The organism is Neisseria benedictiae (assembly GCF_958267435.1).
Classification (GTDB): domain Bacteria; phylum Pseudomonadota; class Gammaproteobacteria; order Burkholderiales; family Neisseriaceae; genus Neisseria; species Neisseria bergeri.
Window position 1 is genome coordinate 1 of the sequence record NZ_CATQFV010000064.1, and the last position, 20492, is coordinate 20492.

At 50.6% G+C, this 20492-nt stretch carries 28 protein-coding genes and 5 pseudogenes; 21 read left to right on the plus strand and 12 right to left on the minus strand.

Annotated features, from left to right (window positions below; genetic code table 11):
• Positions 1–155 precede the first annotated feature (155 nt).
• The gene (locus tag Q3O12_RS08125) at positions 156–758 is read right to left on the minus strand and encodes a phage tail protein (protein WP_301670014.1); all 603 of its coding nucleotides are present in this window, start codon (positions 756–758) and stop codon (positions 156–158) included.
• Between the two features lie 76 nt (positions 759–834).
• Here Q3O12_RS08125 and Q3O12_RS08130 point away from each other — a divergent pair, with 76 nt between their 5' ends.
• Together Q3O12_RS08130 and Q3O12_RS08135 are read left to right on the plus strand one after the other, a co-directional pair.
• Positions 835–1122, plus strand: a complete 288-nt coding sequence (locus tag Q3O12_RS08130; protein ID WP_301670015.1) for a BrnT family toxin — start codon at positions 835–837, stop codon at positions 1120–1122.
• A complete protein-coding gene (locus Q3O12_RS08135) occupies positions 1094–1396 on the plus strand; it encodes a BrnA antitoxin family protein (RefSeq protein WP_301670016.1) in 303 nt (100 codons plus the stop codon). Before Q3O12_RS08130 ends, Q3O12_RS08135 begins: the two co-directional genes overlap by 29 nt.
• A 1001-nt stretch (positions 1397–2397) precedes the next feature.
• On the opposite strand, the pseudogene Q3O12_RS08140 reads toward Q3O12_RS08135, so the two are convergent.
• The 7 genes and pseudogenes from Q3O12_RS08140 to Q3O12_RS08170 all read right to left on the minus strand — a co-directional run.
• Positions 2398–4029 (minus strand): annotated as a pseudogene (locus Q3O12_RS08140) (pyocin knob domain-containing protein); the annotation flags it as partial.
• A gap of 185 nt (positions 4030–4214) precedes the next feature.
• Entirely contained in the window at positions 4215–4793 is a 579-nt protein-coding gene (locus tag Q3O12_RS08145) for a phage tail protein (protein WP_301670017.1), read from the minus strand.
• Positions 4794–4795: 2 nt separating this feature from the next.
• Positions 4796–5749, minus strand: a complete 954-nt coding sequence (locus Q3O12_RS08150; protein ID WP_301670018.1) for a baseplate assembly protein — start codon at positions 5747–5749, stop codon at positions 4796–4798.
• A gap of 55 nt (positions 5750–5804) precedes the next feature.
• Positions 5805–6002 (minus strand): annotated as a pseudogene (locus Q3O12_RS08155) (hypothetical protein); the annotation flags it as partial.
• A gap of 85 nt (positions 6003–6087) precedes the next feature.
• Positions 6088–6378 carry a helix-turn-helix domain-containing protein gene (locus Q3O12_RS08160; RefSeq protein WP_301670019.1) on the minus strand — a complete coding sequence of 97 codons (291 nt, stop codon included), beginning with the start codon at positions 6376–6378 and terminating at the stop codon, positions 6088–6090.
• Between the two features lie 11 nt (positions 6379–6389).
• Positions 6390–6635: a DNA-binding protein gene (locus Q3O12_RS08165; protein WP_308446908.1), complete on the minus strand. Its 246-nt coding sequence runs from the start codon at positions 6633–6635 to the stop codon at positions 6390–6392.
• Positions 6628–6852 carry a DNA-binding protein gene (locus Q3O12_RS08170; RefSeq protein WP_301670020.1) on the minus strand — a complete coding sequence of 75 codons (225 nt, stop codon included), beginning with the start codon at positions 6850–6852 and terminating at the stop codon, positions 6628–6630. The genes Q3O12_RS08165 and Q3O12_RS08170 overlap by 8 nt, the downstream gene beginning before the upstream one ends.
• Before the next feature lie 131 nt (positions 6853–6983).
• Between Q3O12_RS08170 and Q3O12_RS08175 the strand changes: the two genes are divergently transcribed.
• From Q3O12_RS08175 to Q3O12_RS08265, 18 genes and pseudogenes are all read left to right on the plus strand, one after another.
• Complete coding sequence (locus Q3O12_RS08175; RefSeq protein WP_301670021.1) at positions 6984–7250, plus strand: hypothetical protein; 267 nt, start codon at positions 6984–6986, stop codon at positions 7248–7250.
• A 99-nt stretch (positions 7251–7349) separates the two neighbouring features.
• Positions 7350–7730, plus strand: coding sequence for a helix-turn-helix domain-containing protein (locus Q3O12_RS10980; protein WP_304671572.1), 381 nt, complete (start codon positions 7350–7352; stop codon positions 7728–7730).
• Between the two features lie 193 nt (positions 7731–7923).
• Positions 7924–9003 (plus strand): nucleoid-associated protein, encoded by a 1080-nt coding sequence (locus Q3O12_RS08190; RefSeq protein WP_301670022.1) that lies wholly within the window; start codon positions 7924–7926, stop codon positions 9001–9003.
• Complete coding sequence (locus Q3O12_RS08195) at positions 9000–10007, plus strand: GTP pyrophosphokinase (RefSeq protein ID WP_301670023.1); 1008 nt, start codon at positions 9000–9002, stop codon at positions 10005–10007. Before Q3O12_RS08190 ends, Q3O12_RS08195 begins: the two co-directional genes overlap by 4 nt.
• A gap of 77 nt (positions 10008–10084) precedes the next feature.
• Positions 10085–10588, plus strand: coding sequence for a glycoside hydrolase family 108 protein (locus Q3O12_RS08200; protein ID WP_301670024.1), 504 nt, complete (start codon positions 10085–10087; stop codon positions 10586–10588).
• Positions 10589–10601: 13 nt separating this feature from the next.
• Positions 10602–10775, plus strand: a complete 174-nt coding sequence (locus Q3O12_RS08205; protein ID WP_301670025.1) for a hypothetical protein — start codon at positions 10602–10604, stop codon at positions 10773–10775.
• Positions 10700–11035: a hypothetical protein gene (locus Q3O12_RS10780; RefSeq protein WP_308447789.1), complete on the plus strand. Its 336-nt coding sequence runs from the start codon at positions 10700–10702 to the stop codon at positions 11033–11035. Before Q3O12_RS08205 ends, Q3O12_RS10780 begins: the two co-directional genes overlap by 76 nt.
• Entirely contained in the window at positions 11028–11411 is a 384-nt protein-coding gene (locus tag Q3O12_RS08215; RefSeq protein ID WP_301670027.1) for a hypothetical protein, read from the plus strand. The genes Q3O12_RS10780 and Q3O12_RS08215 overlap by 8 nt, the downstream gene beginning before the upstream one ends.
• A complete protein-coding gene (locus tag Q3O12_RS08220; RefSeq protein ID WP_301670028.1) occupies positions 11389–11610 on the plus strand; it encodes a hypothetical protein in 222 nt (73 codons plus the stop codon). Before Q3O12_RS08215 ends, Q3O12_RS08220 begins: the two co-directional genes overlap by 23 nt.
• Positions 11603–11836, plus strand: a complete 234-nt coding sequence (locus Q3O12_RS08225) for a TraR/DksA family transcriptional regulator (protein ID WP_301670029.1) — start codon at positions 11603–11605, stop codon at positions 11834–11836. Before Q3O12_RS08220 ends, Q3O12_RS08225 begins: the two co-directional genes overlap by 8 nt.
• Before the next feature lie 3 nt (positions 11837–11839).
• Entirely contained in the window at positions 11840–12160 is a 321-nt protein-coding gene (locus tag Q3O12_RS08230; protein WP_013448349.1) for a hypothetical protein, read from the plus strand.
• Complete coding sequence (locus Q3O12_RS08235; protein ID WP_301670030.1) at positions 12157–12474, plus strand: hypothetical protein; 318 nt, start codon at positions 12157–12159, stop codon at positions 12472–12474. The genes Q3O12_RS08230 and Q3O12_RS08235 overlap by 4 nt, the downstream gene beginning before the upstream one ends.
• A gap of 1 nt (position 12475) precedes the next feature.
• A complete protein-coding gene (locus Q3O12_RS08240; RefSeq protein WP_301670031.1) occupies positions 12476–13021 on the plus strand; it encodes a DUF3486 family protein in 546 nt (181 codons plus the stop codon).
• Positions 13018–14514, plus strand: a complete 1497-nt coding sequence (locus Q3O12_RS08245; RefSeq protein ID WP_301670032.1) for a terminase large subunit domain-containing protein — start codon at positions 13018–13020, stop codon at positions 14512–14514. The genes Q3O12_RS08240 and Q3O12_RS08245 overlap by 4 nt, the downstream gene beginning before the upstream one ends.
• Positions 14515–14535: 21 nt before the next feature.
• The gene (locus Q3O12_RS08250; RefSeq protein WP_301670033.1) at positions 14536–16005 is read left to right on the plus strand and encodes a DUF935 domain-containing protein; all 1470 of its coding nucleotides are present in this window, start codon (positions 14536–14538) and stop codon (positions 16003–16005) included.
• A complete protein-coding gene (locus Q3O12_RS08255; protein WP_301670034.1) occupies positions 16002–16904 on the plus strand; it encodes a phage head morphogenesis protein in 903 nt (300 codons plus the stop codon). Before Q3O12_RS08250 ends, Q3O12_RS08255 begins: the two co-directional genes overlap by 4 nt.
• Positions 16905–16906: 2 nt before the next feature.
• A pseudogene (locus tag Q3O12_RS08260) lies at positions 16907–17323 on the plus strand (phage virion morphogenesis protein); the annotation flags it as partial.
• Positions 17324–17497: 174 nt separating this feature from the next.
• Positions 17498–17650 (plus strand): annotated as a pseudogene (locus Q3O12_RS08265) (IS1595 family transposase); the annotation flags it as partial.
• Positions 17651–18072: 422 nt separating this feature from the next.
• On the opposite strand, the gene Q3O12_RS10985 reads toward Q3O12_RS08265, so the two are convergent.
• The 3 genes from Q3O12_RS10985 to Q3O12_RS10990 form a co-directional block, all read right to left on the minus strand.
• The gene (locus tag Q3O12_RS10985; RefSeq protein WP_500796404.1) at positions 18073–18210 is read right to left on the minus strand and encodes a toxin-activating lysine-acyltransferase; all 138 of its coding nucleotides are present in this window, start codon (positions 18208–18210) and stop codon (positions 18073–18075) included.
• Between the two features lie 116 nt (positions 18211–18326).
• Entirely contained in the window at positions 18327–18761 is a 435-nt protein-coding gene (locus Q3O12_RS08270) for a hypothetical protein (RefSeq protein WP_301670035.1), read from the minus strand.
• Positions 18698–18880 (minus strand): hypothetical protein, encoded by a 183-nt coding sequence (locus Q3O12_RS10990; RefSeq protein WP_502572655.1) that lies wholly within the window; start codon positions 18878–18880, stop codon positions 18698–18700. Before Q3O12_RS10990 ends, Q3O12_RS08270 begins: the two co-directional genes overlap by 64 nt.
• A gap of 730 nt (positions 18881–19610) precedes the next feature.
• Here Q3O12_RS10990 and Q3O12_RS08275 point away from each other — a divergent pair.
• Positions 19611–19862 (plus strand): annotated as a pseudogene (locus Q3O12_RS08275) (IS1595 family transposase); the annotation flags it as partial.
• 122 nt (positions 19863–19984) lie between these two features.
• Here the strand turns inward: Q3O12_RS08275 and Q3O12_RS08280 are convergent.
• On the minus strand, positions 19985–20464 hold the full coding sequence (locus tag Q3O12_RS08280; RefSeq protein WP_301670036.1) for an SMI1/KNR4 family protein: 480 nt from the start codon (positions 20462–20464) through the stop codon (positions 19985–19987).
• Positions 20465–20492 lie beyond the last annotated feature (28 nt).

Below are 20492 nucleotides of genomic sequence, written 5' to 3' on the forward strand. Positions count from 1 at the left end.
ACAGGCATAAGAAGAGGCGCAGTATGTAGGGAGCCGCACGGCGATTTCGCAGTGACTGTACTGACTGCGGGTTATAGTACGTATCAGCCAATCCTCAAACCTCGCACGTATTCCGCACGCCTTTCCTTTGTAAAGTGCCAGATAAACCTCCGCCATCATTCAGCCTCAGCTTTCAGGTCGATGACGAGCGATATATCAGCCAATTCATCAAGATTTGCCGCGGCGTTGATTTTGTCTTCCGCCGCCTGCCTCAAGCCTGCAACATGCGCGGTCAACCGCTCGAATTTAAGTGTTTTTTCATAAGCTTTTTGCCTTAAAGCAGCGGGCGATACGCCTCGAGAAGCGGCAATAGCGTCAAGCGTCGGCGTTGCAGCATTCTGGTCGGCATGCCATACCTTCGCCTCAAATGCCTGCGTTGTCCAAGTCGCCACCTCAAATTCGGGTACTTTGTCCAAGCCTGCCGCACGGTCGATATAGGATTGCGCGGCGCGGTTGATTTCCGCCAGTTTTTCAGACTTCGCCTGTTGCAGCATTTTCTTTTTGGCAGTCGGTTTCAGCACCCAGCTGCCGCCGTCCCATTCGTGGTATTCGGACGGGCGCGGCGGTGAAACGGCCAGATCGTCGGACACGATGCAGCCGGAATTGAGGGCGGCGAGCAGCGCGGCGTGTTGTTCGGGGCTTACGGGACGCGCGCCCTCGGGTGCTTGTTCGGGGGTGTCCGCGTCGTAAAAGGCGCGGTCTTTGTAGTAAATGGTCATTGGTTTTCCTTTTCTGTATTTACATTTTGATTTTTTGCCGCTTATAATGTAACGACAAAATACGCTGTAAGCTGCAATGAAGATTGAATTTGACTCCAAAAAAAATCAACGCAATATCGAAGAGTGGAATTTGCCCTTTGAATTAGTCGGGCAAATACGCTGGACAACGGCCGTTATTGTGCCCGATGTCCGCTTTGATTACCCCGAACCGCGTTATGTTGCCGCTGCTTATCTGGGCGATACGCAACGCCTGCACATTGTCTGTTTTACGCCGATAAAAGACGGTATCCGTGTCATCAGTTTTCGCAAAGCGAATAAAAGAGAGGTTAAAAAATATGCAACGTCAATCCTTAATAAACGCTGACGGCGAAGTGCGGGAACTTGCTGCCGAAGATTTTGCGCTTGCCCGCCCCATTGCCGAAACCCTGCCCGAAGACTTGGCACAGGTGCTTTTTTCCCATCAAAAACAATTGGAAGAAAAGGGCGTAATGCAAAAACGAAACACAGGCAAAACCCCGAAACAACTCGTTACCATACGCCTGTCCGCCGATGTGGTCGAAAAATTCCGCGACGGAGGCAAGGGCTGGCAGACGCGCATCAACGAGGTTTTGCGCCAATATGTCGCCCAATTGAAATAACGGGGACGGCCGCTGCTTATCGGGCGCGCCCGACTGTCCTTTCCCGCGCGGTTTCGGCCGTGCAGTTTTTTTTGCCGATGCCGTACCCTGCGGGCAGGCTTCGCACTCTGAAGGGGTCGGCGGGGGTTTGCGCGGTTGTTCCTTGCTTTCGTTATTCCAGCCCTTTTGTTCGTCATTCCCGCGAAGGCGGGAATCCAGGGCATTCGGTTTCAGCCCTATCCGACAGATTCCCGCCGTATCGGGGTTTCTGGATTCCCGCTTTCGCGGGAATGACGGGGTCGGCGGTTTCGGGCTTTCGGATTCCCGCTTGCGCCTTCCCTTGTTATTCCCGTTTGCCGATTGTCGGCGGGTCGGCAATGCCGTACCCTGCGGGCAGGCTTCGTACTCTGAAGGGGTCGGCGGGGGTTTGCGCGCTTGTTCCCGCCTTTCGTTATTCCTGCTCTCGTTGTTCCTGCTTTCGTTATTCCAGCCCTTTTGTTCGTCATTCCCGCCACCTTTCCGTCATTCCCGCGCAGGTGGGAATCTAGGACGTTCGGTTTCGGTTTCTTCCGATAAACCACCTTAACGTTGTGGGTCTGGATTCCCGCCTGCGCGGGAATGACGGAAAGGGGGAGGGAATGACGAAAGGGGGGCGGGAATGGCGGCGGCGGGGTTTCAGACGGCATCGCTGTCGGCGGCGGGGTTGGCGGATTGGCGGGATTGGCGGGCCGAAGCCCGCCCTACAGCCCAACCTATGTCCAACCTGCGCCCATCCTACAGCCTGCCGCGCGCCCTTATGTCCGCCAACGTCCTTTCTATTTCTCTTCGTGTTTCTTCGTCGATTTCAGGTATTCCGGGGCTTATCGCGGGGGGGTCCCCGATGCGGCTTTGCCTACGGCGAACCATAGGAAGCAGGTGTCGCGCCCGCCGCTGCCTCCCCCTGCGGGCAGGCTTCACACTCTGAAGGGGTCGGCGGCTTTTTGCGCGTTTGTTCCCGCTTGCGCCTTCCCTTGTTATTTCCATCTGCCTATTGCCATCCAGTCGCAACTGCCTTCGTACCAGTTGGTAATAATGGCGGCGGCGTGGTTTTTTGCGCGGATAAACAGCCAGTTGTATTGCCTTTCGCCGTTGGCGCGCCCCGAATGGCGTTCGGATACGAAGCAGCGGACGTTGCCGTCGGCAAAGGCGATGGGGAAGACAACTTCGTTTTCTATGGCGCCGCCGCTTCTTGTAAACCTGTAGCTGCCGGTCTGTATCATTGTGCCGTCGGGGAATCTGACAATATCCACGCCGCCGATGGTTTGGCGTGTGAATTGCGCGGCAACGGCGGTGCTGATTTTTTCGTCCAGCCCTTGGATTTGGGCGGCGGTGTGGGTGTGGTCGCGGTCGGCTTTTTCCTGCAAACCTTGCGCCAGCGTGCCCGCGTCCAGCGCGCCTGCGTTAACGGTTTCGCCGTGGGACTTTATCCAGAACACGGCTTCGCCCAAGGTGTCGGCGGCTTTGATGCACAGTTTTAAAACCAGTGCTTTGGGGCGGTTTTCGTCGGCGGTGGGGACGACGCGGGATGCGTCGAATGTGATGGCGGACGGGCGGTCGTTGCCGCTGCCGTCTCCGTCGTATGTCCAATTTTTCCGGGCTTTGTCGATGCCGAACGCGCCCTCGGGGATGGCGGTGTCGAAGAGTTGCTCGTTGCTTCGGTTGCCGCTGTCGATTTTGCCGGTAATGTTGCGGATTGCGTCCCCCTGCATCTGTCCGACTGCCAAGCCGTTGCCGGCGTTGCGGATAAAGCGGTCTTCCGCCTGCGGGACGTTTTGGATGCGTCCGTATTGGGCAACCAGCAGGCGGTAAAGTTCGGGATAAGCGGTTTCGGTTACGCGCGTGCGGATGTCGTCAAACGCCAGCCAGCCGGTCGGGATTTGGTCGGACGGAAACCACGCGGTGATGCCGATGTCGGTACGGCTTAAATCGGGCAGGCGGTTGCTGTTGCCCAGTGCGCGGTACAAATCGGGAAATGTCCGGCTGTCAAAGGTCGTGCCGTCGGCTTTGAGGAAGCCTTCGGGACGGCTTACCGGGCGCGGGAAAGCAACAATCGCGCCGACGGGGATGCCGTCTGAATTGAGTTTTTTCCACGCGCTCCAGTCGTCGTTTGCGCTGCTTACCTGGTGGCGTTCGTACACATCGGACGTGTAGGCGGGATAGCCCAACTGCCTGCACCAGCCGGGTTGCGTGCCGGCGATGACTTGGATATGGCAGGCGGTGTTTTCAACGGGCAGGTTCGAGCTGCCGACCGCTGTCGGCAGGGAATAGACGCCGTCGGTTTTGAGGGTGTTCAAATCGCCCCGGAAGGTTTCTACTTTGAAATTGCCGATGCCGTATCCGGACAGTGTGTTCGGTTTGCCTTCGATGTCTTCGCCAAAACGCGGTTTGTTGGCTTTGTGGAAGATGTCGTGGTTGTTGTAGGAAATGCGGTTGTTTGCGCCGTGCAGGCGCAGGGTGTCGTCGCCGAAGACGATGTGGGCGTTGTCGGCATCCGCGCCGATGTAGGCTTTGTAGCCGCCGTTCCAGTGCGTTTGGTTGGCGGACAAATGGATGCCGCTTGGGAATTGGGTTGCGGCGGCAAAGGTTTTTTGGCCGTTGACGGTTTGGTCGCCGGTGAGGGAGACTTTGCCTTCCGATTCCGTCTGAAGGGCTTCGGTTTGGTTTTTGAGCCAAAGGGTGCGGTTGGCCAATTGTTTTGCCTGACGGTTGTCGATGCCGTCCGGCCCGCCCATCACGGGGTCGGAGGTTTCTAATTGGTAAATGCCTGTTTCCCATTGTGCTGTTTCGTTCAAATTTGCCATTATGCAGTTCCTCGGTTAAATGTTCCGTCTCTCGATACCCGTCCGTTATGCCGGACGGCGGCGTGCCGGTAATCCAATGCCGCCAATACGCATCGGGCAGGCGCGAAGGCTTGCAGGGTATGCCGCAGCAAAGCCGCCTGATCGTTGGTTAGCGCGCCGTTCATGGTGATACGGTAATGCGCCCAGTGGTCGGACCGTCCGTGCGCGTAGGTTCCGTCCCGCCTGATTTCGCCGTTGTGTTCCTTATTGCCCAAGCCTTCGGTGATTTCGACTTCTCCGAAACCGAGCCGCCGCACGATTTCGCGTATCGCCCACGGCGTGCCTTTCATACGGTGCAGCCGATACGCGCCCTTAATCAGCTTGCGGCGCGTCTGGTCGCTTTCAGCTAACCAGTAGCCGTCCGCACCTAAAATGCTGCGGCCCTCCGCCAGCAGTGCCAAGTGTTCCGGAGCAACCAAATCTACCAGCCTCGGCAGTAGTCTGACCGCATCGGCCTCATTCATCCTCAAGCCTAAATCCGCCAACATTTTGTAACGCCGGTCGTGTTCGATAACGGATGCGTAGGAGAGTTTTGCCATTGCTAACCCTCTGCCGTTTCAGGCGGGATGCGGATATTGGCGGAAGTGCATCTTGCCCATTGGTCGGGTTGGACGACGGTCAGCGCGGGCGACTTTAAAACGACGTTGTATACGCCTGCCGCCTTCAATGCCGTCTGAATGTCCAGCGGCACGATGTCCGCGCCCAGTTTTTCGCGGCGTGATGCTTCGTAATCCGCCCAAGCCTGTTTTGCCGCCGCCAAAACTTCGGCGGCATCCGCGCCTGTAAACAGCGTGAGTTCCGCATCCAGCGTGTAATCGATAACAGAAGGGGCGGCAACGCTTACCGTGTCGCAAAGCGGGCGGACACGTTCGTCAGACAAAGCCCTCTGCACTTCGCCGATGAGTTCGGGAGACGGCAGCCCGTTTTTAGTCAGCACCGTTACCCGTACCCGGCCGCCGACCGGTTCGCCGCCTGCCGTTTTCAGGTTGCCGACATGAACGTCGCAAATGACAGGATTGACACGTCGTGCAAAGTATTCGTATGCGCCAACAGGCCCCGCCACGCTGAAACTTTCCGAGGCGAGCAGGATGCGTTGCCGATAAGCATCGTCCGACTCTTCGTCCGCACCGCCTGCCGATACTTCGATATTGGCGGCAGATACGCCGTCAATAGGACTGACCAAGGTATTGATTTGTCCTGCGGCAAAACCATTGCCGGACACACCTGTCTGCGTGCAGACAGCCTCTAAATCCAAAGTTCGGCCGACTGGTGAGAGCGCGCCTTCCGATGCCGTCTGAAACACGGTCGCACCTGCGGCAATCTGCGTACTTTGCGAGATGACGACGGGTTCGCTGTGGGAAGCTGCAAGGGTAAAGCGGACAGTGCAGCGGGCGGCCGATGCCTCAAGGCGCGGCGTGTTCACATCGTCGCCGCACAAATCCAACATCAACCCCGTTGCAAAACGCGGGTGCTGCTGGCGGTAGGCTTCGTTCAAGGCTTTGCGGACCAGTATTTCGCGGTAGGCATAGGTGTTGATAATCAGACGCTCGTTCTTTTAAAACAATTAAAGCCTGACCAAGCTCAAACATCCCTTCCATTGTTTTGCGTGTTGCGATCTTGGCTCTCTCAACCCATACATCTTCATTGTAGGTTTCGCCGTTGCCCCATTGCTCCATCACCAGCACACTGTGCATCGCCGCCTGATTGCTGATTCCATTGCCATCTACAACTTCAATTTCATTGCTCATTTTTATCTCCACTTGTCCTGACGTAAGGACAAGTTAAAATTCAGGTTTCATCAAAAGTCCCGACGTCGGGACTTTTCCAATCCGTTCAAAAAGACTCCGCCCGTTCCAGGACTTCCGCCAGCCGGCGTTGCAGGTTTTCCTGCTGCTGCCGGAAGTGCTCCGCGATTTGCAGCGTCCGCACGCTGTAGGCATAGTTGCCGTTGTCCAGCCGTACCGCCAGCCCGGCCGCCATCAGGTCTTCCAAATCCCGGCTCACCTGCGTCGCCGTCAGTCCCAGGCCGTCTGAAAGCTCCTTATTGCTGATGCCGATTATCGGATGCGCGTCCATCGCCAAAAACACCCGCAACAGCCGCTGCGCCTTTTTACTTACCGCCATCCGCATCCTCCTTATTTCAGTCCCAGCTTCTTAGCAATTTCGTACCCCTTGCCGTAATTTGCTTTAGAAAAACCGTTTACTACACGGATTACTTCTTGCGGACGGTAACCATTTTCCCTTGCCCAACCGGAGAATGTGATTCCGTCATTTTTAAATTTTTCTTTCAATTCGTCTGGCGTAAGCATTTCTTTGGCCTGTATGCGGGAAAATTTCAGTATCCGTCCGTACGGTTGGTTAATACACTCATGATTAATCATCGCTTTTCTCCTTCAGCCCCAGCTTCACCGCCGCTTCGTGGCTTTTGCCGAAATTGCCTTTCAGCTTGCCGCGCAAGAGGTGTTCCACCGTGGTACGCTCCAGATTGAAATGTTTCGCCCAGTGCGCCTTGCACACGCCGTTGCGCTTAAACCATCTTGCCGCGCTCTCGCGCGTTTGCGGATAGGGAATAGGTTTGAAATTCAAAGGTTTTTCCATATTATTTACACCTTTCGTGTGATATAATGTGTTCGTTTTTCAAGATTATTCGGAGTCTTCGTGTGAATAAAGTATCAACCATCCTCCATATGACTCGTTCAGAATCCGAGTCTCTTCGTCGCTTAAGTCCTGTGTCTGACCGTTTATTAAACCTGCCAGACGGTCAGGCCGTTGCGGCGGCTGAATTTCGTGCGCTGCAAGCCATGTTTCATGATGTGCTTCAAGTATTGAGTACAGAACAGAAGCAGCAGCTTGCAGCGAAATGGTTTGATGAGCTGGTCGCGCCTGCGTGGCTGCAGGATGACGCAGCCGGCTTGGACGCACAATGCGATGACGCTGCAAATTCGGTACTACTCGCCGGCCTGCACGTGTTGGAACGCTACCGCGAACAGGATTAGGGGTCATTTTTTCGTCCCTTCTCGTGATGATTTAGGGTGTCTTGTGTTTCGATGTGGAAATTATAGGAAGAGTTCTTCCTATTCTGCAAGGATTATTTTATGAAGAACTCTTCCTTTTCTGGTAACAGATTGAAAGAAGAAAGAAAAAAATTAAAACTGACGCAAGCTGAAATTGCTGAAAAATGTGGGGTTTCAGGAAGAATGTGGGGGAATTATGAACGTGGCATTAGTCAACCCAAGACGGAACTTTTCTTCCAATTTGAAAAAGTAGGCATAGACGTTCAATACGTCATGCACGGCAGACGCGGCGAAACAGCGGTCATGCCGTCTGAATCCTTGAGTGCTGAAGAAAAAGAACTGCTTGCCCTGTTCCGTCAGCTCGGCAGCGGCAGCCGCAAAGAGCTTGCCGATTACGCCGCCTTCAAGCTGGCGGCAGAGAAAAAAGCCCAAGCCGCGCCTGGTAAAGTGGGCAACGGATAAAAAATGCCGTCTGAAATTTTCAGACGGCATTTAGGACACTCCGACAGTCGGGCTGCTCCGGTGTTCTGAAACAGATATTAAGCAATAGAAGCGGCCGTGTATTTTAAAGCGTATTAAAAACCACCCCGATATTCAGGTCATCGGGCAGGTGGTTCAGATTTCAAAAGACCTTAATTAACTTACAATAGGAAAAATGATGACAGAAACGAATTACTCTTTTGAAGGGCTGGTAATTGAAAAAATTATTACCCATCGTATTTATCCAAAAAATGAAAATAGAGAGCGTGTAGAACCTAAAATCAGTACACAGTTGATTGATTTGCCTATTACGGCAAGAAGAACATTGGAAAACAGGCTGACCAAAGCTTTGGGTAATAAATCTCATGGGATTGAAATGTCTATTGCCAATACGGCTGAAAATAGTTTTTTTCAGATAGCGGCAGCCATACAACTCAAAGACGAAGCAGAGTTTATTGAAGATTCCGCACAATTTGCCCACATGTTGACCGATGCACAACTGAATACGAATGCACCGGGTGGTATTTTGTTGGTATTAAAAGGTAGGGTTGGAGATACCGGCAAGCCGTTTTTATGTGTGATTAAGGCTGAGCCGCAAGATGGGTTCAGGACCAAAGAAGAGGATGACTTTATCACGATTGAATTCTTAGAAGAATTATTACTGACCGATTCAGCAAGATTATTCAAGATAGGTTTTTTGGTGGCTGAAACAGTAAGGCCGCAGGAGCAAATACAATCTGGGAATTATCGGGCTTTTTTGTATGACCATCTGATGACACAAACGGAAACCAGACCGGCAGCTTCCTATTTCTATCAAGTATTCTTGGGTATGAGTATAGCTGCTTCTTCCCGTAAATTGACGCAGAATTTTTTTGAGTGGACACGCAATTTTATCGATAACTCTGATTTAAGTGATGATGCAAAATTAGATGCGCATGAAGCATTGCGCGTTACATTGAAAAGTGCGGAAGCAACCATTAGTGTAAATAATTTTGCCCAAAATCATTTACCTCCAGAAAAACGAACAGCTTATACAGAATTTATGGTGGCAAAGGACTTTCCTCAAAATACCGTAAGTAAAGATATTGAATATATTAAAACTCGTTTACGCCAACGGAGGTCTTACGGATTTAGTAATGGTGTAGTTATCTTGACTCCTCCCGAGCATACTCAAGACTATATGGAAATTGCGCCAACGGAAGATGGGGAATATACTGTTGTCACAATTAAAGGACAGTTACAACAACAAAAATGAGTGATATTGATGATTTCAAAAGCTATTTAGAAAGCCACCAAGCGGCATTTGCCGCTTGGGGTAGATTTGTGGCTGAAGAAATTCAAAATCAATTATCCAATGTCATTTCTCCTGTTCCGGTTGCCAATTTTCTAAAAATTGAAGCAAAGCCTAGAGTCAAAGAGATTTCTTCAGCTCTGGCCAAGATTGGCCGAAAAAATTACACTTCACCTCAAACTCAAATGACTGACTTGGTCGGTGTACGTTTTGTGGTATTGCTTGCGGAACATATTCAAATAGTTTGTGAAATCATTGAATCCTCATCTCAGTGGAATGCTAAAGTTTCGAAAGATTTTGCAGATGACATTCAGCAAAATCCCAAAGCATTTGACTATCAATCCAAACATTACGAGATTCGTCCTAAACAAGCATTCATTACACCCGAAAATGTCAGCATCCCTTCTGATTTGTGCTGTGAAGTTCAGGTGCGTTCTTTACTCCAACATGCTTATGCAGAGCTGGTTCATGACAATATATACAAGCCTGACGGCAATGTTCCAAAGCAAGCAGAGCGCGAAGTCGCGAAGAGCATGGCTTTGATGGAAACTACAGATGACTTATTTAGTCGTACTCTGGCAATTTTGAAAGAAGCAAATCAACCACAAGAAGAACTTCTTCCCCAATTGTCACAGCTTTATCAAGAGGAAATAGGGCTTATTCCTGAAGTTGATAAAAAAACCAATATGATTTTTCTAGAAACATTTCAATCCAGCATTGACCCTTCAAATATTCTTGCTAATATCCGGTCACTTTTGAATGAGAAGAAATATCTTGCTAATCGGATAAAAGAAAATGCTGAAGAAATGTATTTTTTCAGTCAGCCAGCAGCTTTGTTGGTTTATTGGCTGATTGAGAAAGTTGGTGCAGATGAAGTATGGAAAAAATGGCCTTTGCCTGCATACAACAAAAACCTGAAATTTATTTGTACTGATTTGGATAAGCAACCATCCCATGAACTCTTTTAACTCCCTTTAAAAGCCCCTTCAGACGGCCTTCCCTACAATCCCTGTATTGATTTCAACCTCAATACAGGGATTTTCCCATGTCAGACAAATTCAACCAATTCATCAACCGCGTCCTCTCCCACGAGGGCGGTTACGTCAACCATCCAAAAGACCCCGGCGGCGAAACCAATTGGGGCATCACTAAGCGTACCGCAATGGCAAACGGCTTTAACGGTTCCATGTGTGCCATGACGCGTGAACAGGCTATCGGCATTTACCGAAAGGCGTTTTGGGAGCGTTACCGCGCCGACCAAATGCCGGAAGCGGTCGCGTTCCAATTTTTTGATGCCTGCGTCAACCACGGTTACGGCAATGCCGTCCGTATGCTGCAACGCGCCGCAGGCGTGGCGGACGATGGAATCATCGGCGAAATCAGCCTCAAAGCCATCAATTCCCTCCCCGAAAACGACCTTTTATTGCGGTTCAACGCCGAGCGTCTGGTCTTTTATACCAAGCTCAGTACGTTCACCTCTTTCGGCAAGGGCTGGGTACGCCGTGTGGCGCAAAACCTGATTCACGCGTCTGCAGATAACACTGATTAAAGGGAGACAAACCATGTCAAAAAAGTCACTCATCGCCCTAATGACCGCAGCCATGCTGCCCGATTTCAGCCACAGCGACCTAGGCATTCGCTACGCCATGCCGACTCAGGGATGTTGGACGCAAGCCCACCGCAAGAGCGGGGTAGCCGCCGTGAAACGCGCAGCCAAAAAAAAGCGTCGCAAATAACCGTCTTTTTCCGATGGCTGGGCGGCTTGGTCTCTAATCCGGCCACAGGAAAAATCAGCCATACCAAACTATGGGCAAACGTGGCAGCCGCTTCTATGACTTATAAGTTCTCGCAAACCGCTGATGCCCCCGAATGGCTTTGGTGGGCTTATGGCGCATTGGTCGGCGGGTATGCATTAATCAAACGCGGCATCGCGGCAGTTCCGCAGCTGGCGGAAATCAAAAAATCCGCAAATCGGGAAGGGGGCGGCAATGATTGAATTTGTCCGGGCCAAAAAACGGCTGCTTTGGGCATTTGTGCTTTTGCTTGCGTGGGCGTGCGGCTACCGGTACGCCGCCGGCAAGGCCGAAGCGGAACAAGCCGCCCTGATTGCCACCTATCGGCATTCTTCTATGGTTGCGGCGGAACAATACGCCTTGCAGCTTAAAAAAGCGCAGGACGAAAGGCAGCGGTGGTACGACTTTTCCCAAAAACAAAGCGCGGATTTGGCGGCCGCCCTGACCGAATTGGACAAAACGCGCAACACTTTACAGGAGCAAACGCATGACACGATTAAAAAAGACGGCAATGGTTTTAACGGTATCGGCTCTAACAGCCTGCACCTCTACAACCGTGCCTTCGGATACCCCGATTAAAACCGTACCAACAGTGGATTTGCCGCCTGTATCTACCGGACTGCTGGTCAAATACGAACGCCCCGAGCGTCCGACCGGCGGCTCACCCGAACAACTCTTGAACCATGCCGTGCGCTACGGTGAATACTGCCAAAAACTGGAAAAACAAATTTCCGGCTGGCAGACATGGTACAAGAAAGGCCGTCTGAAAAATGACTGATTTTGCCGACCGCGCATCCAAACGCGAAGCCATCTTTCTCGCAGAATCCCTGGCAAAGCATCAACCGCCGTACCACGGGCAGGCTTCGCACTCTGAAACCACCGTCAGCCTAAGCCACTGTGAAGATTGCGGCAGCCCGATACCCGAAGCCAGGCAAAAAGCCGTCCAAGGCTGTACGCGCTGTGTTGTCTGCCAAGAATATTTTGAACACGGATTTCAGAGGTGAACAATGGAAAAAACCTTTATCCACATCGAGTTTTGGCAACTTGTCGGCTTTTTACTCTCCTTCCTCGGCATTTGTTTTACCTTCGGCAAAATGCTGCTGGCGCAATTCCGCGAGCAGCAGGACGAACGCCAAAAACAGCAGGAACGCCTACAAGGCAAAGTCGAAATCATGGAAAACAAACTGGCGGAATTCAATGCCGGTCTGCCGCTGACCTATGTTTTGCGGGAAGACTACATCCGCAATCAAGTCGTCCTCGAAGCCAAACTCGACAACGTCGCCGAAAAACTCACCGAAATCTACAAGATGGAAAGCGTAAAGAAATGATTAGCCAAGAATTGATTGCCAAACAACGCCGCGAGGGGATGCGTTGGAACATCATCAACACCCTTAATAAAGCCCGCCCTCACACGACAAGCGAAACCTTCTTGTTGGACATCATGAACGCAATTTATCCGCAAACCACCGCACTGGAACTGCGCCAACAGCTCGACTATCTTGCCGACCGTAAGCTGGTTGAGCTGAATAAAGCCCCGCACGGCCTGTGGTTTGCCGACCTGACCGGCTTGGGCGTGGATATTGCCGAATACACGGTCGAGTGCCGCGCAGGCATCGCCCGTCCCGAAAAAGTGTGGGGCTGATATGGCAAAGCGCAGCACGATAGACCGATTGCCCGAAGCCGTCCGACACGAATTTGAGCGCAAACTCGTCGAAAACGGTTTTGCCGACTATCAGGCACTGGCGGAATGGTTGCAGCAGCAGGGCTACGAAATCAGCCGTTCCGCCGCCCACCGTTACGGGCAGAAAGTCCAGCGTCGGTTTGCCGCCATCAAAAACAGCACCGAAGCGGCACGCCTGATTGCCGAAGGCGCAGCCGATGAAGGCGATACACGCTCCGAAGCCCTGATGGCGATGTTGCAGACCGAATTGTTCGAGGCATTGGTGCAAATCGGCGAAATGCCGTCTGAAGAACTGAACGCGCTCGACCGCTTCGGCATCATGAGCGAAGGAGCGCGCAAAATCAGCGGTCTGATTACCGCCGGAACGCGCCTGAAAGAATATCAGGCAAAAGTTAAAGCCAAAGTCGAAGCCGCCGCCGAAAACGTCGCCAAGCAGGCGAAAAAAGGCGGGCTGTCCGACAGTGCTGCCGAAGCCATCCGCAAACAGATTTTAGGTATCGCATCATGACCCTGCCCAAAACCGAAGAGCGCACGCCATCGGCATTGCTTCCTTATCAGCAGCGTTGGTGCGCCGACACCTCGCCCGTCAAACTCTGCGAGAAATCGCGCCGTATCGGTCTGAGCTGGGGCGAGGCTGCCGACACCGCCTTACTTGCCGCCTCATCGGGCGGCATGGACGCATGGTATATCGGCTACAACAAAGACATGGCTTTGGAGTTTATCCGCGACTGCGCCAACTGGGCGAAATTCTACGGTTTGGCGGCAGGCGAAATCGAAGAGACCGAAGAAGTGTTTATCGAGGGCGACGACAAAAAATCCGTCCTCGCCTTCGTCATCCGCTTTGCCTCCGGCTGGCGCGTTACCGCCTTATCCAGCCGCCCCTCAAACCTTCGCGGTAAGCAGGGGCGCGTCATCATCGACGAGGCGGCGTTCCACGAGCAGCTCGGCGAGCTGCTCAAAGCGGCAATGGCCTTGCTGATGTGGGGTGGTCAGGTACACATCATCTCTACCCATGACGGTGTGGACAATCCGTTCAACGAGCTGATTACCGACATCCGTGCGGGCAAAAAGCCGTACTCCATCCACCGCATTACCTTCGACGAAGCCGTTTCAGACGGCCTCTACCGCCGCATCTGCCTGCGTTTGGGGAAAGAATGGACAGAAGAAGGCGAGGCGGCGTGGTGCAAGGAAATCCGCGATTTCTACGGAGACGACGCATCCGAAGAGTTGGACTGCATACCCAAAAACGGCGGCGGCAAATGGCTCAACCGCGCCTTAATCGAAAGCCGTATGAGCCCTTATACACCGGTTATCCGCTACGACCAGACCGACGATTTCGGCCTCTTGCCCGAACCGCGCCGCGCCGCTGAAGTCGCTGACTGGATAGCCGACACCCTGCAACCGCTGCTCGACGGTTTGGATAAAACCCGCACCAGCTTTGTCGGCGAAGACTTTGCCCGCAGCGGCGACCGTACTGTCATCGTCCCTTTATTGCAGCAGACTAATTTAAGCCTTAAGCCGCCGTTCGTATTGGAGTTGGGCAATATGCCGTTTGCCCAACAAGAACAAATCATGAAACACCTGTTGCACGGCTTACCCAATCTGCGCGGCGCGGCATTGGATGCGCGCGGCAACGGCCAGTCAATCGCCGAAGCCATGCGCGACGAATTTGGCGCGGAGGTATGCGAGTCGGTCATGCTCTCGGAAAACTGGTACCGCACCCATACCGCGCCGTTCAAAGCCGCCCTCGAAGACGGCACACTGGACGGCATTCCCAAAGACGAAGACATCCTGACCGACCTGCGCGCCTTCGAGCTGGTCAGAGGCGTGCCGCGCATCCCCGATGTACGCACCAAAGGTCAAGACGGCAAAAAACGCCACGGCGATGCGGCGATTGCCTTTGTCCTTGCCCATTACGCCAGCCGCGAGCTGAATACCGGACCGATACGCGTAGCCAGCCGCCGAATCCGCCGAAAAAGCGCGTTAACTGAAGGTTATTAAGGTATTTAAAGAGTACATATCATGCCCAAACCCCACCTCAAACTCAAAACCAGCCAAGGCATCATGACCTTCAAGCCGCAGGATTTATCTGCCCATCTCGCCGTTTCCCGCCCGTTTTTCAGCGGTTTCAACGGCTGGCTGCCTAATCCCGACCCTGTTTTGCGCAAAATGGGCAGGCAAATCTCCATTTACCGCGAGCTGATGCGCGACCCCTTGGTCGGCTCGCTGGTGCGCCGCCGAAAAGCAGCTGTCGCCCGCCTCGAATGGCGGCTTGAGGGCGACGACACCCCTAAAAATGTTCGGGATTTTGTCGATAGCTGGCTGGCTGAAACCGATGTTTACCGCCTGATTAAAGACGTTTTAAACGCCGTTTTTTACGGCTACCAGCCCATCGAACTGATTTGGCGTACCGATTCTGCATGGCTGCCTGACAAAATCATCGCCAAGCCGCAAGAGTGGTTCGCCTTCAACGACGAAGGCGAGCTGCGTTACATCCAAAATGGGCTGACCGATACCGTTCCTCCGCCTTATAAGTTTCTTTGCCCGACACATGAGGCAGATTATCTAAACCCCTACGGTTTGGGCGATTTGGGCTTGGTTTTTTGGCTGGTCACCTTCAAGCGCGGCGGACTGAAGTTCTGGATGCAGTTCACCGAAAAATACGGTGCACCTTGGCTGATTGGTAAAGAACCACGTTCCAATACCCCGCAGGATACCGACAAACTGCTGGACGCACTCGAAGCCCTGATCGGCAACAGCGTCGGCACCATTCCCAATGATTCCAGCGTTGAAATCCACGAGGCAAGCGGCAAGTCCTCATCTATTGATGCCTACGACAAGCTCATCCGTTATTGCCGCTCTGAAATCAGCATTGCGCTGCTCGGACAAGACCAAACCACCGAAAAAGACAGCACGCACGCCAGCACGACCGCAGGCTTGGAAGTAACGGACGACATCCGCGACAGCGACAAACGAATCGTGGAGACAACATTCAATCAGTTGATAGAGTGGATGGTAGAGATAAATTTCGGAGACGTTGTCCGTCCGAAATTCGTGCTGTTCGAAAATGAGGAAAGCGGCACCAGAGAGCGTGCCGAACGGGATAAGATGATGGTGGATGCCGGTGCCAAGTTCACCAAGCAATACTGGCAGCGCACATACGGTTTGGAAGATGGGGATTTGCTCGAGGGCGTTCAAGCAAGCCCGGAGGCAAAAGCTGCCGACTTTACCGAGGGCGATTTGACGGATGCAGGTTTGGTCATCGACGGACTCGCCCCTAACTCAGACCGTCTGAATACACAAGGCGACCTACTGACTGCCGTCCTAGTGGCCGAATTAAGTCGTGGAGAAACCGCCGAAAACCTGCTCGATCGTCTGTCCGCCGCCTATCCGAATATGGACGATACCGCCTTGCAAAACGAGTTGGCGCGCCTGATTTTCCTTTCCGACTTGGTCGGCAGGATTGAAGTAGCACAGGAGCTTAAATCATGAACCCCGAAGATATTAAAGCCGTCTTCGGCATGAAACCCGAAGCCGCCGTCGCCTATCTCAAGCAAAAAGGCATTGCCGTATCTTGGGACTGGCAGGATATGTTGGACGACGCGCACGCCACTGCCTTTACGGTGGCCAAAACCGCCAAAATGGATGTACTCTCCGATATCTATTCCGCCGTCGTCGATGCCGCCGAACAAGGCCGGACGCTGGAAGAGTTCAGCCGAGAACTCGCCCCCGTTCTACAGCGCAAAGGCTGGTGGGGCAGGCAGGAAGTTCAAAATCCCGAAGGAGAAACCCAAAGCGTACAGCTCGGTAGCCCCCACCGCCTGAAAACCATCTATCTGACCAATATGCAGTCGGCCTATATGGCGGGCCGCTACGCCGAAATGATGGACTCCATCGACACGCACCCTTATTGGCAGTACGTCGCCATCAACGACAGCCGCACTCGTGATACCCACCGTATGTTACACGGTCGCGTCTATGCCGCAGACGACCCCGTGTGGAATACTTTGTACCCTCCTTTGGACTACCGCTGCCGTTGCCGTGTCAAACCGCTGTCCCGCAGTATGGGAGAAAACCGTGTCCTGCCCCGACCGACTCTTGAGTCCATCACCGTCGATATAGGCGCAAATCCCTATACCGGAGAGGAGCGTTACGCACAGCGCACCGGCATTCGCATCAACAACACATTTATCGCCCCCAATGCGGGCTTCAACGCCAACCAAGGCAAGTCTATGCTGTCCCGTATGGCGAAAATCGCAGTGGATAAGGCGCAGGTAACCCATCCGGACATCGCCCGCATTGCCCTGAAAACGATGATGGGCAACGACAGATTCAAAAACGCCCTGTCCACCGCTTCGCTGACTTGGGTGCTTAAACTGTTAAAAGGCTGATTATGCTGGAAATCAAACTCGATGCTGCCAAACTCGAACACGGTCTGAGTACGCTCCTTAAAAACGCCGCAAACACCCGCCCCATGATGCGCGGTATTGCCACCGAGTTGCTATCTATAACCGAAGAAAACTTCGAATCCGAAAGCTGGGGCGAGCAGCGGTGGAAACGAAGTCGGCGTGCCGCAGATGAGGGAGGCAAGACCCTGCAAAAAAGCGGGCAACTTGCCGCCAGCCTGACTACACAGGTTGGCAGCAACTATGCCCGAATCGGCAGCAACAAAAAATACGCCGCCATCCACCACCTCCGCGGACGATCAGGGCGAGGTCACAAAACCAACCTTCCAGCACGCCCCTATCTCCCCATCAACGGCAACAACCAACTCCAACCCGGTGCCGAACGCAGAATCCTCGACATCGCCATCGCCGCCCTCAAAAAAGGACTTTGGCAACAAAAAACGGACGATAAAAACACCGTCCGTTTTTATTGCAATATTTGCAACTCCCTTGCATTTTTCCCATCCCACAAAATCCCCCGTCATCCTCTTTCGTCCCATTTTTCTCATCAACACCTATATATTTATCTCATTAGGTTTCAAGAGAAAGTTAAGCCTGATGGCATTGTGTACACAGATACCTTTCATAGTTATGATGCGCTTGATGTCAGTGAATTTAGATATTTTCGCATCAATCACACCACGCATTTTGCTGAAACTCATCACCACATAAACAAAAGCTACTGGCAGAAAACCAGTAGCTTTTGTTTATCTTGTCATACATTATTCGCTTCAATTGCATCAAAACGAATAACTTACCTGAAATCCCGTTACCCATTTCTTCGTCTGAAAATATTCAGGCTTTTTCAATGCATGGCTCGCAAATATATCGTAATACAGTTGTCCGCCTGCTTTCATTTGCCCACGTACACCAATGGCCGCACCAGCCAAAGTTTGTCCTAATAACCATTGTGCCGATTGTCCTGAAACGTATCCCACATCTGCACCCAATGCTCCTGCTAGGGCATTGTTGTCTCCTGCTACTACAACCGCTGCTTCTAAATACCGCGTAGGCAAAGATATACGCGTTTTTTTGTCCTGTGCTTAATTCTTCTTGCTTGGTTTTTCTGGTGCGTTGATTTTCTTTTTTTACACAGGCAACACATAAGTCGGCATCAGGCAATAGGCACTTGACGATGCTTAGGCGACTGATACCACAACCAAGTGATGGCACCGAGTGCTTCGCTTTCGTTATATGGCTCACTGGGATAGAGCTTGGTTGAGAGGATGTTTAGGGTTGAGATGGTGAGCATAGTTTATAGGGGGGGTAAAACAAAAAAGTAAGTGTAAGTGGTTTTAAGGCTGCCTGAAAATAAGTAAAAAGCAAAGTAAGGAACGCGTGGGTATCAGCACCCCCTACCATGCAAGTTCACACTTTATTTTCATAATAATCTGTTACTGCTTTTGATGAAAGTGGGGCATTGCATCGATTACAATAATGAATAAATGGAACTACTCCTTGATTGCAGGCTATTTCTTGATTATCGACACTGATTACTTTTCCATTAAACTGTTTTTGAAATCTGTGGCAATAGGGGCAAATAGTTAAAAAAACTGTAGAAATCACACTATATACACCGAGCAATACAAATAACAGCATGAGCCAATCCATTAATTTATTGAAGTTAGAGATATGAAGAATTTGATATTTCTGTAAAAAAGCCAATAATCCCGTAAAACCTGTATAAAAATATACAATTTTTGATGGTATCAATCTTCGTTGGAATCTTACGGCGATTTTTAGCTCACTTTTTCTGTTTTCAGGCTTAAAAGGCATAATTTTGTCATAGTTATTCGTATCCATTGCTTATTTCCTTTTGCTCGGTTTTTCCGGTGAGTTGATTTTCTTTTTTTACATAGGCAACACATAAGCCGGCATCCGGCAATAGGCACTTGGCGATGCATGGGGGATTGATACCACAACCAAGTGATGGCGCCGAGTGCTTCGCTTTCGTTACATGGCTCATTGGGGTAGAGTGGCAGGCATGATTTAGGGTTAGGTGGATTAAAACAAAAAAGGCAGGTAAGTAGTTTTAATGCTACGCTAGTTGCATGATGAATCCGGATATTTCCACTCGATAGCCAAAGAATCTATTTTAACTGTCTTATCAAATTCAGTTATTAATTTATATTCATATATTAAAGACTCCCCATTCCTACAAGCATTAACAAATCCGAAAAGGCTCTGTCTCCGATCGATTAATAGAGTTAATTTTTTTAGTTCGGAGTCCGAACCTTTAACATAAAAAGTCACAAAAGTTGTAGGACCTCTTGTAAATGAATTACTATCAGATACTTGATATGGTTCAATCATAGTCGGTATTTCAGAGAATATCCTTTGAACCCTTTCCCTATTATCCGTTTTATAACCTAATTTACCTTCCTGTTGAGCTTCTGTTATCAATAATGCAAAACAAATTCCAAATATAATTACTATACAACCACCTATAGTATTCAGATTTTTATTGATAAAATGGGATAGCATTAAATTTATCTCCAATACTAGGTAAGTTTGCAGGAATAGATGCTTGAATATGACTAGGTTATCCCATTTATTGATTGGGGCTGTCCTAGATAACTAGGGAAATTCAAATTAAGTTAGAATTATTCCTATGAGAAAAGTCGTCTAAGCCGGTATAAACAAAATAAACTCATTGGGCTATTTGTCGCAGGTGTAACTGCAAGAACAGCAGCAGAGTTAGTAGGCGTTAATAAAAATACCGCAGCCTATTATTTTCATCGTTTACGATTTCTTATTTATCAAAACAGTCCACATTTGGAAATGTTTGATGGCGAAGTAGAAGCCGATGAAAGTTATTTTGGTGGGCAACGCAAAGGCAAACGCGGTCGCGATGCTGCCAATAAAGTCGCCATATTCGGTCTTTTGAAGCGAAATGGTAAGGTAAGTGGTTTTAAGGCAGCCTGAAACCGAGTTCAGAGAAACCAAAACCGCGTGTGCATGAATACACATCCTACCATTTCACTTTTTTGGTTGGTTACACAGGCTATACTGGCTAGTAGTGCCAGTTAATCTACATCTTGATAAAGTTTATCTATAAAACTATCGAAATCAGGTGCGATGGGAACTGTAATCATCTTGGTATTACCTAGTTCATCTTCGTAAAATTCATCATGATACATAAGTACGATGGATGGATTACTTGAATTTTTACGGTAATCAAAACAAATATAATCGCCATTTGCACTTATTCCAAATGCAACAACTTGGTTTCCATAGCCATATTCATCATCAATGCATGAATAGGTATAGATATTTTCATGACAGAAAGCATCTTTTTTATATCCTAAAAATAAAATATTTCTGTTATCTGTGTTTTTATCATTATCAATAAAAATAAAACAATCTTCTTCGGGATATAAATAATCATGTTCACTTATCAAATATATATACGATTTAGGGAATGTTACACCTAAATTTTCTGCAAATTTTTCAATGATTGAAGCAGAAACTTTTCCTTCATCTCTCCAGATATTTAATTTTTTCATTATTCATTTCCTTGATTAACGTCCTTTT

Coding starts and splice junctions, on each gene's coding strand:
- Q3O12_RS08160 (WP_301670019.1), bottom strand. CDS start 6,378: ATGGCGGTAAGTAAAAAGGCGCAGCGGCTGTTGCGGGTGTTTTTGGCG.
- Q3O12_RS08270 (WP_301670035.1), bottom strand. CDS start 18,761: ATGGATACGAATAACTATGACAAAATTATGCCTTTTAAGCCTGAAAAC.
- Q3O12_RS08195 (WP_301670023.1), top strand. CDS start 9,000: ATGAGTGATATTGATGATTTCAAAAGCTATTTAGAAAGCCACCAAGCG.
- Q3O12_RS08215 (WP_301670027.1), top strand. CDS start 11,028: ATGATTGAATTTGTCCGGGCCAAAAAACGGCTGCTTTGGGCATTTGTG.
- Q3O12_RS08225 (WP_301670029.1), top strand. CDS start 11,603: ATGACTGATTTTGCCGACCGCGCATCCAAACGCGAAGCCATCTTTCTC.
- Q3O12_RS10780 (WP_308447789.1), top strand. CDS start 10,700: ATGTTGGACGCAAGCCCACCGCAAGAGCGGGGTAGCCGCCGTGAAACG.
- Q3O12_RS08135 (WP_301670016.1), top strand. CDS start 1,094: ATGCAACGTCAATCCTTAATAAACGCTGACGGCGAAGTGCGGGAACTT.
- Q3O12_RS10980 (WP_304671572.1), top strand. CDS start 7,350: ATGAAGAACTCTTCCTTTTCTGGTAACAGATTGAAAGAAGAAAGAAAA.
- Q3O12_RS08130 (WP_301670015.1), top strand. CDS start 835: ATGAAGATTGAATTTGACTCCAAAAAAAATCAACGCAATATCGAAGAG.
- Q3O12_RS08255 (WP_301670034.1), top strand. CDS start 16,002: ATGAACCCCGAAGATATTAAAGCCGTCTTCGGCATGAAACCCGAAGCC.
- Q3O12_RS08165 (WP_308446908.1), bottom strand. CDS start 6,635: ATGATTAATCATGAGTGTATTAACCAACCGTACGGACGGATACTGAAA.
- Q3O12_RS08125 (WP_301670014.1), bottom strand. CDS start 758: ATGACCATTTACTACAAAGACCGCGCCTTTTACGACGCGGACACCCCC.
- Q3O12_RS08235 (WP_301670030.1), top strand. CDS start 12,157: ATGATTAGCCAAGAATTGATTGCCAAACAACGCCGCGAGGGGATGCGT.
- Q3O12_RS08170 (WP_301670020.1), bottom strand. CDS start 6,852: ATGGAAAAACCTTTGAATTTCAAACCTATTCCCTATCCGCAAACGCGC.
- Q3O12_RS08250 (WP_301670033.1), top strand. CDS start 14,536: ATGCCCAAACCCCACCTCAAACTCAAAACCAGCCAAGGCATCATGACC.
- Q3O12_RS10985 (WP_500796404.1), bottom strand. CDS start 18,210: ATGCTCACCATCTCAACCCTAAACATCCTCTCAACCAAGCTCTATCCC.
- Q3O12_RS08205 (WP_301670025.1), top strand. CDS start 10,602: ATGTCAAAAAAGTCACTCATCGCCCTAATGACCGCAGCCATGCTGCCC.
- Q3O12_RS08280 (WP_301670036.1), bottom strand. CDS start 20,464: ATGAAAAAATTAAATATCTGGAGAGATGAAGGAAAAGTTTCTGCTTCA.
- Q3O12_RS08240 (WP_301670031.1), top strand. CDS start 12,476: ATGGCAAAGCGCAGCACGATAGACCGATTGCCCGAAGCCGTCCGACAC.
- Q3O12_RS08190 (WP_301670022.1), top strand. CDS start 7,924: ATGATGACAGAAACGAATTACTCTTTTGAAGGGCTGGTAATTGAAAAA.
- Q3O12_RS08245 (WP_301670032.1), top strand. CDS start 13,018: ATGACCCTGCCCAAAACCGAAGAGCGCACGCCATCGGCATTGCTTCCT.
- Q3O12_RS08230 (WP_013448349.1), top strand. CDS start 11,840: ATGGAAAAAACCTTTATCCACATCGAGTTTTGGCAACTTGTCGGCTTT.
- Q3O12_RS08200 (WP_301670024.1), top strand. CDS start 10,085: ATGTCAGACAAATTCAACCAATTCATCAACCGCGTCCTCTCCCACGAG.
- Q3O12_RS08145 (WP_301670017.1), bottom strand. CDS start 4,793: ATGGCAAAACTCTCCTACGCATCCGTTATCGAACACGACCGGCGTTAC.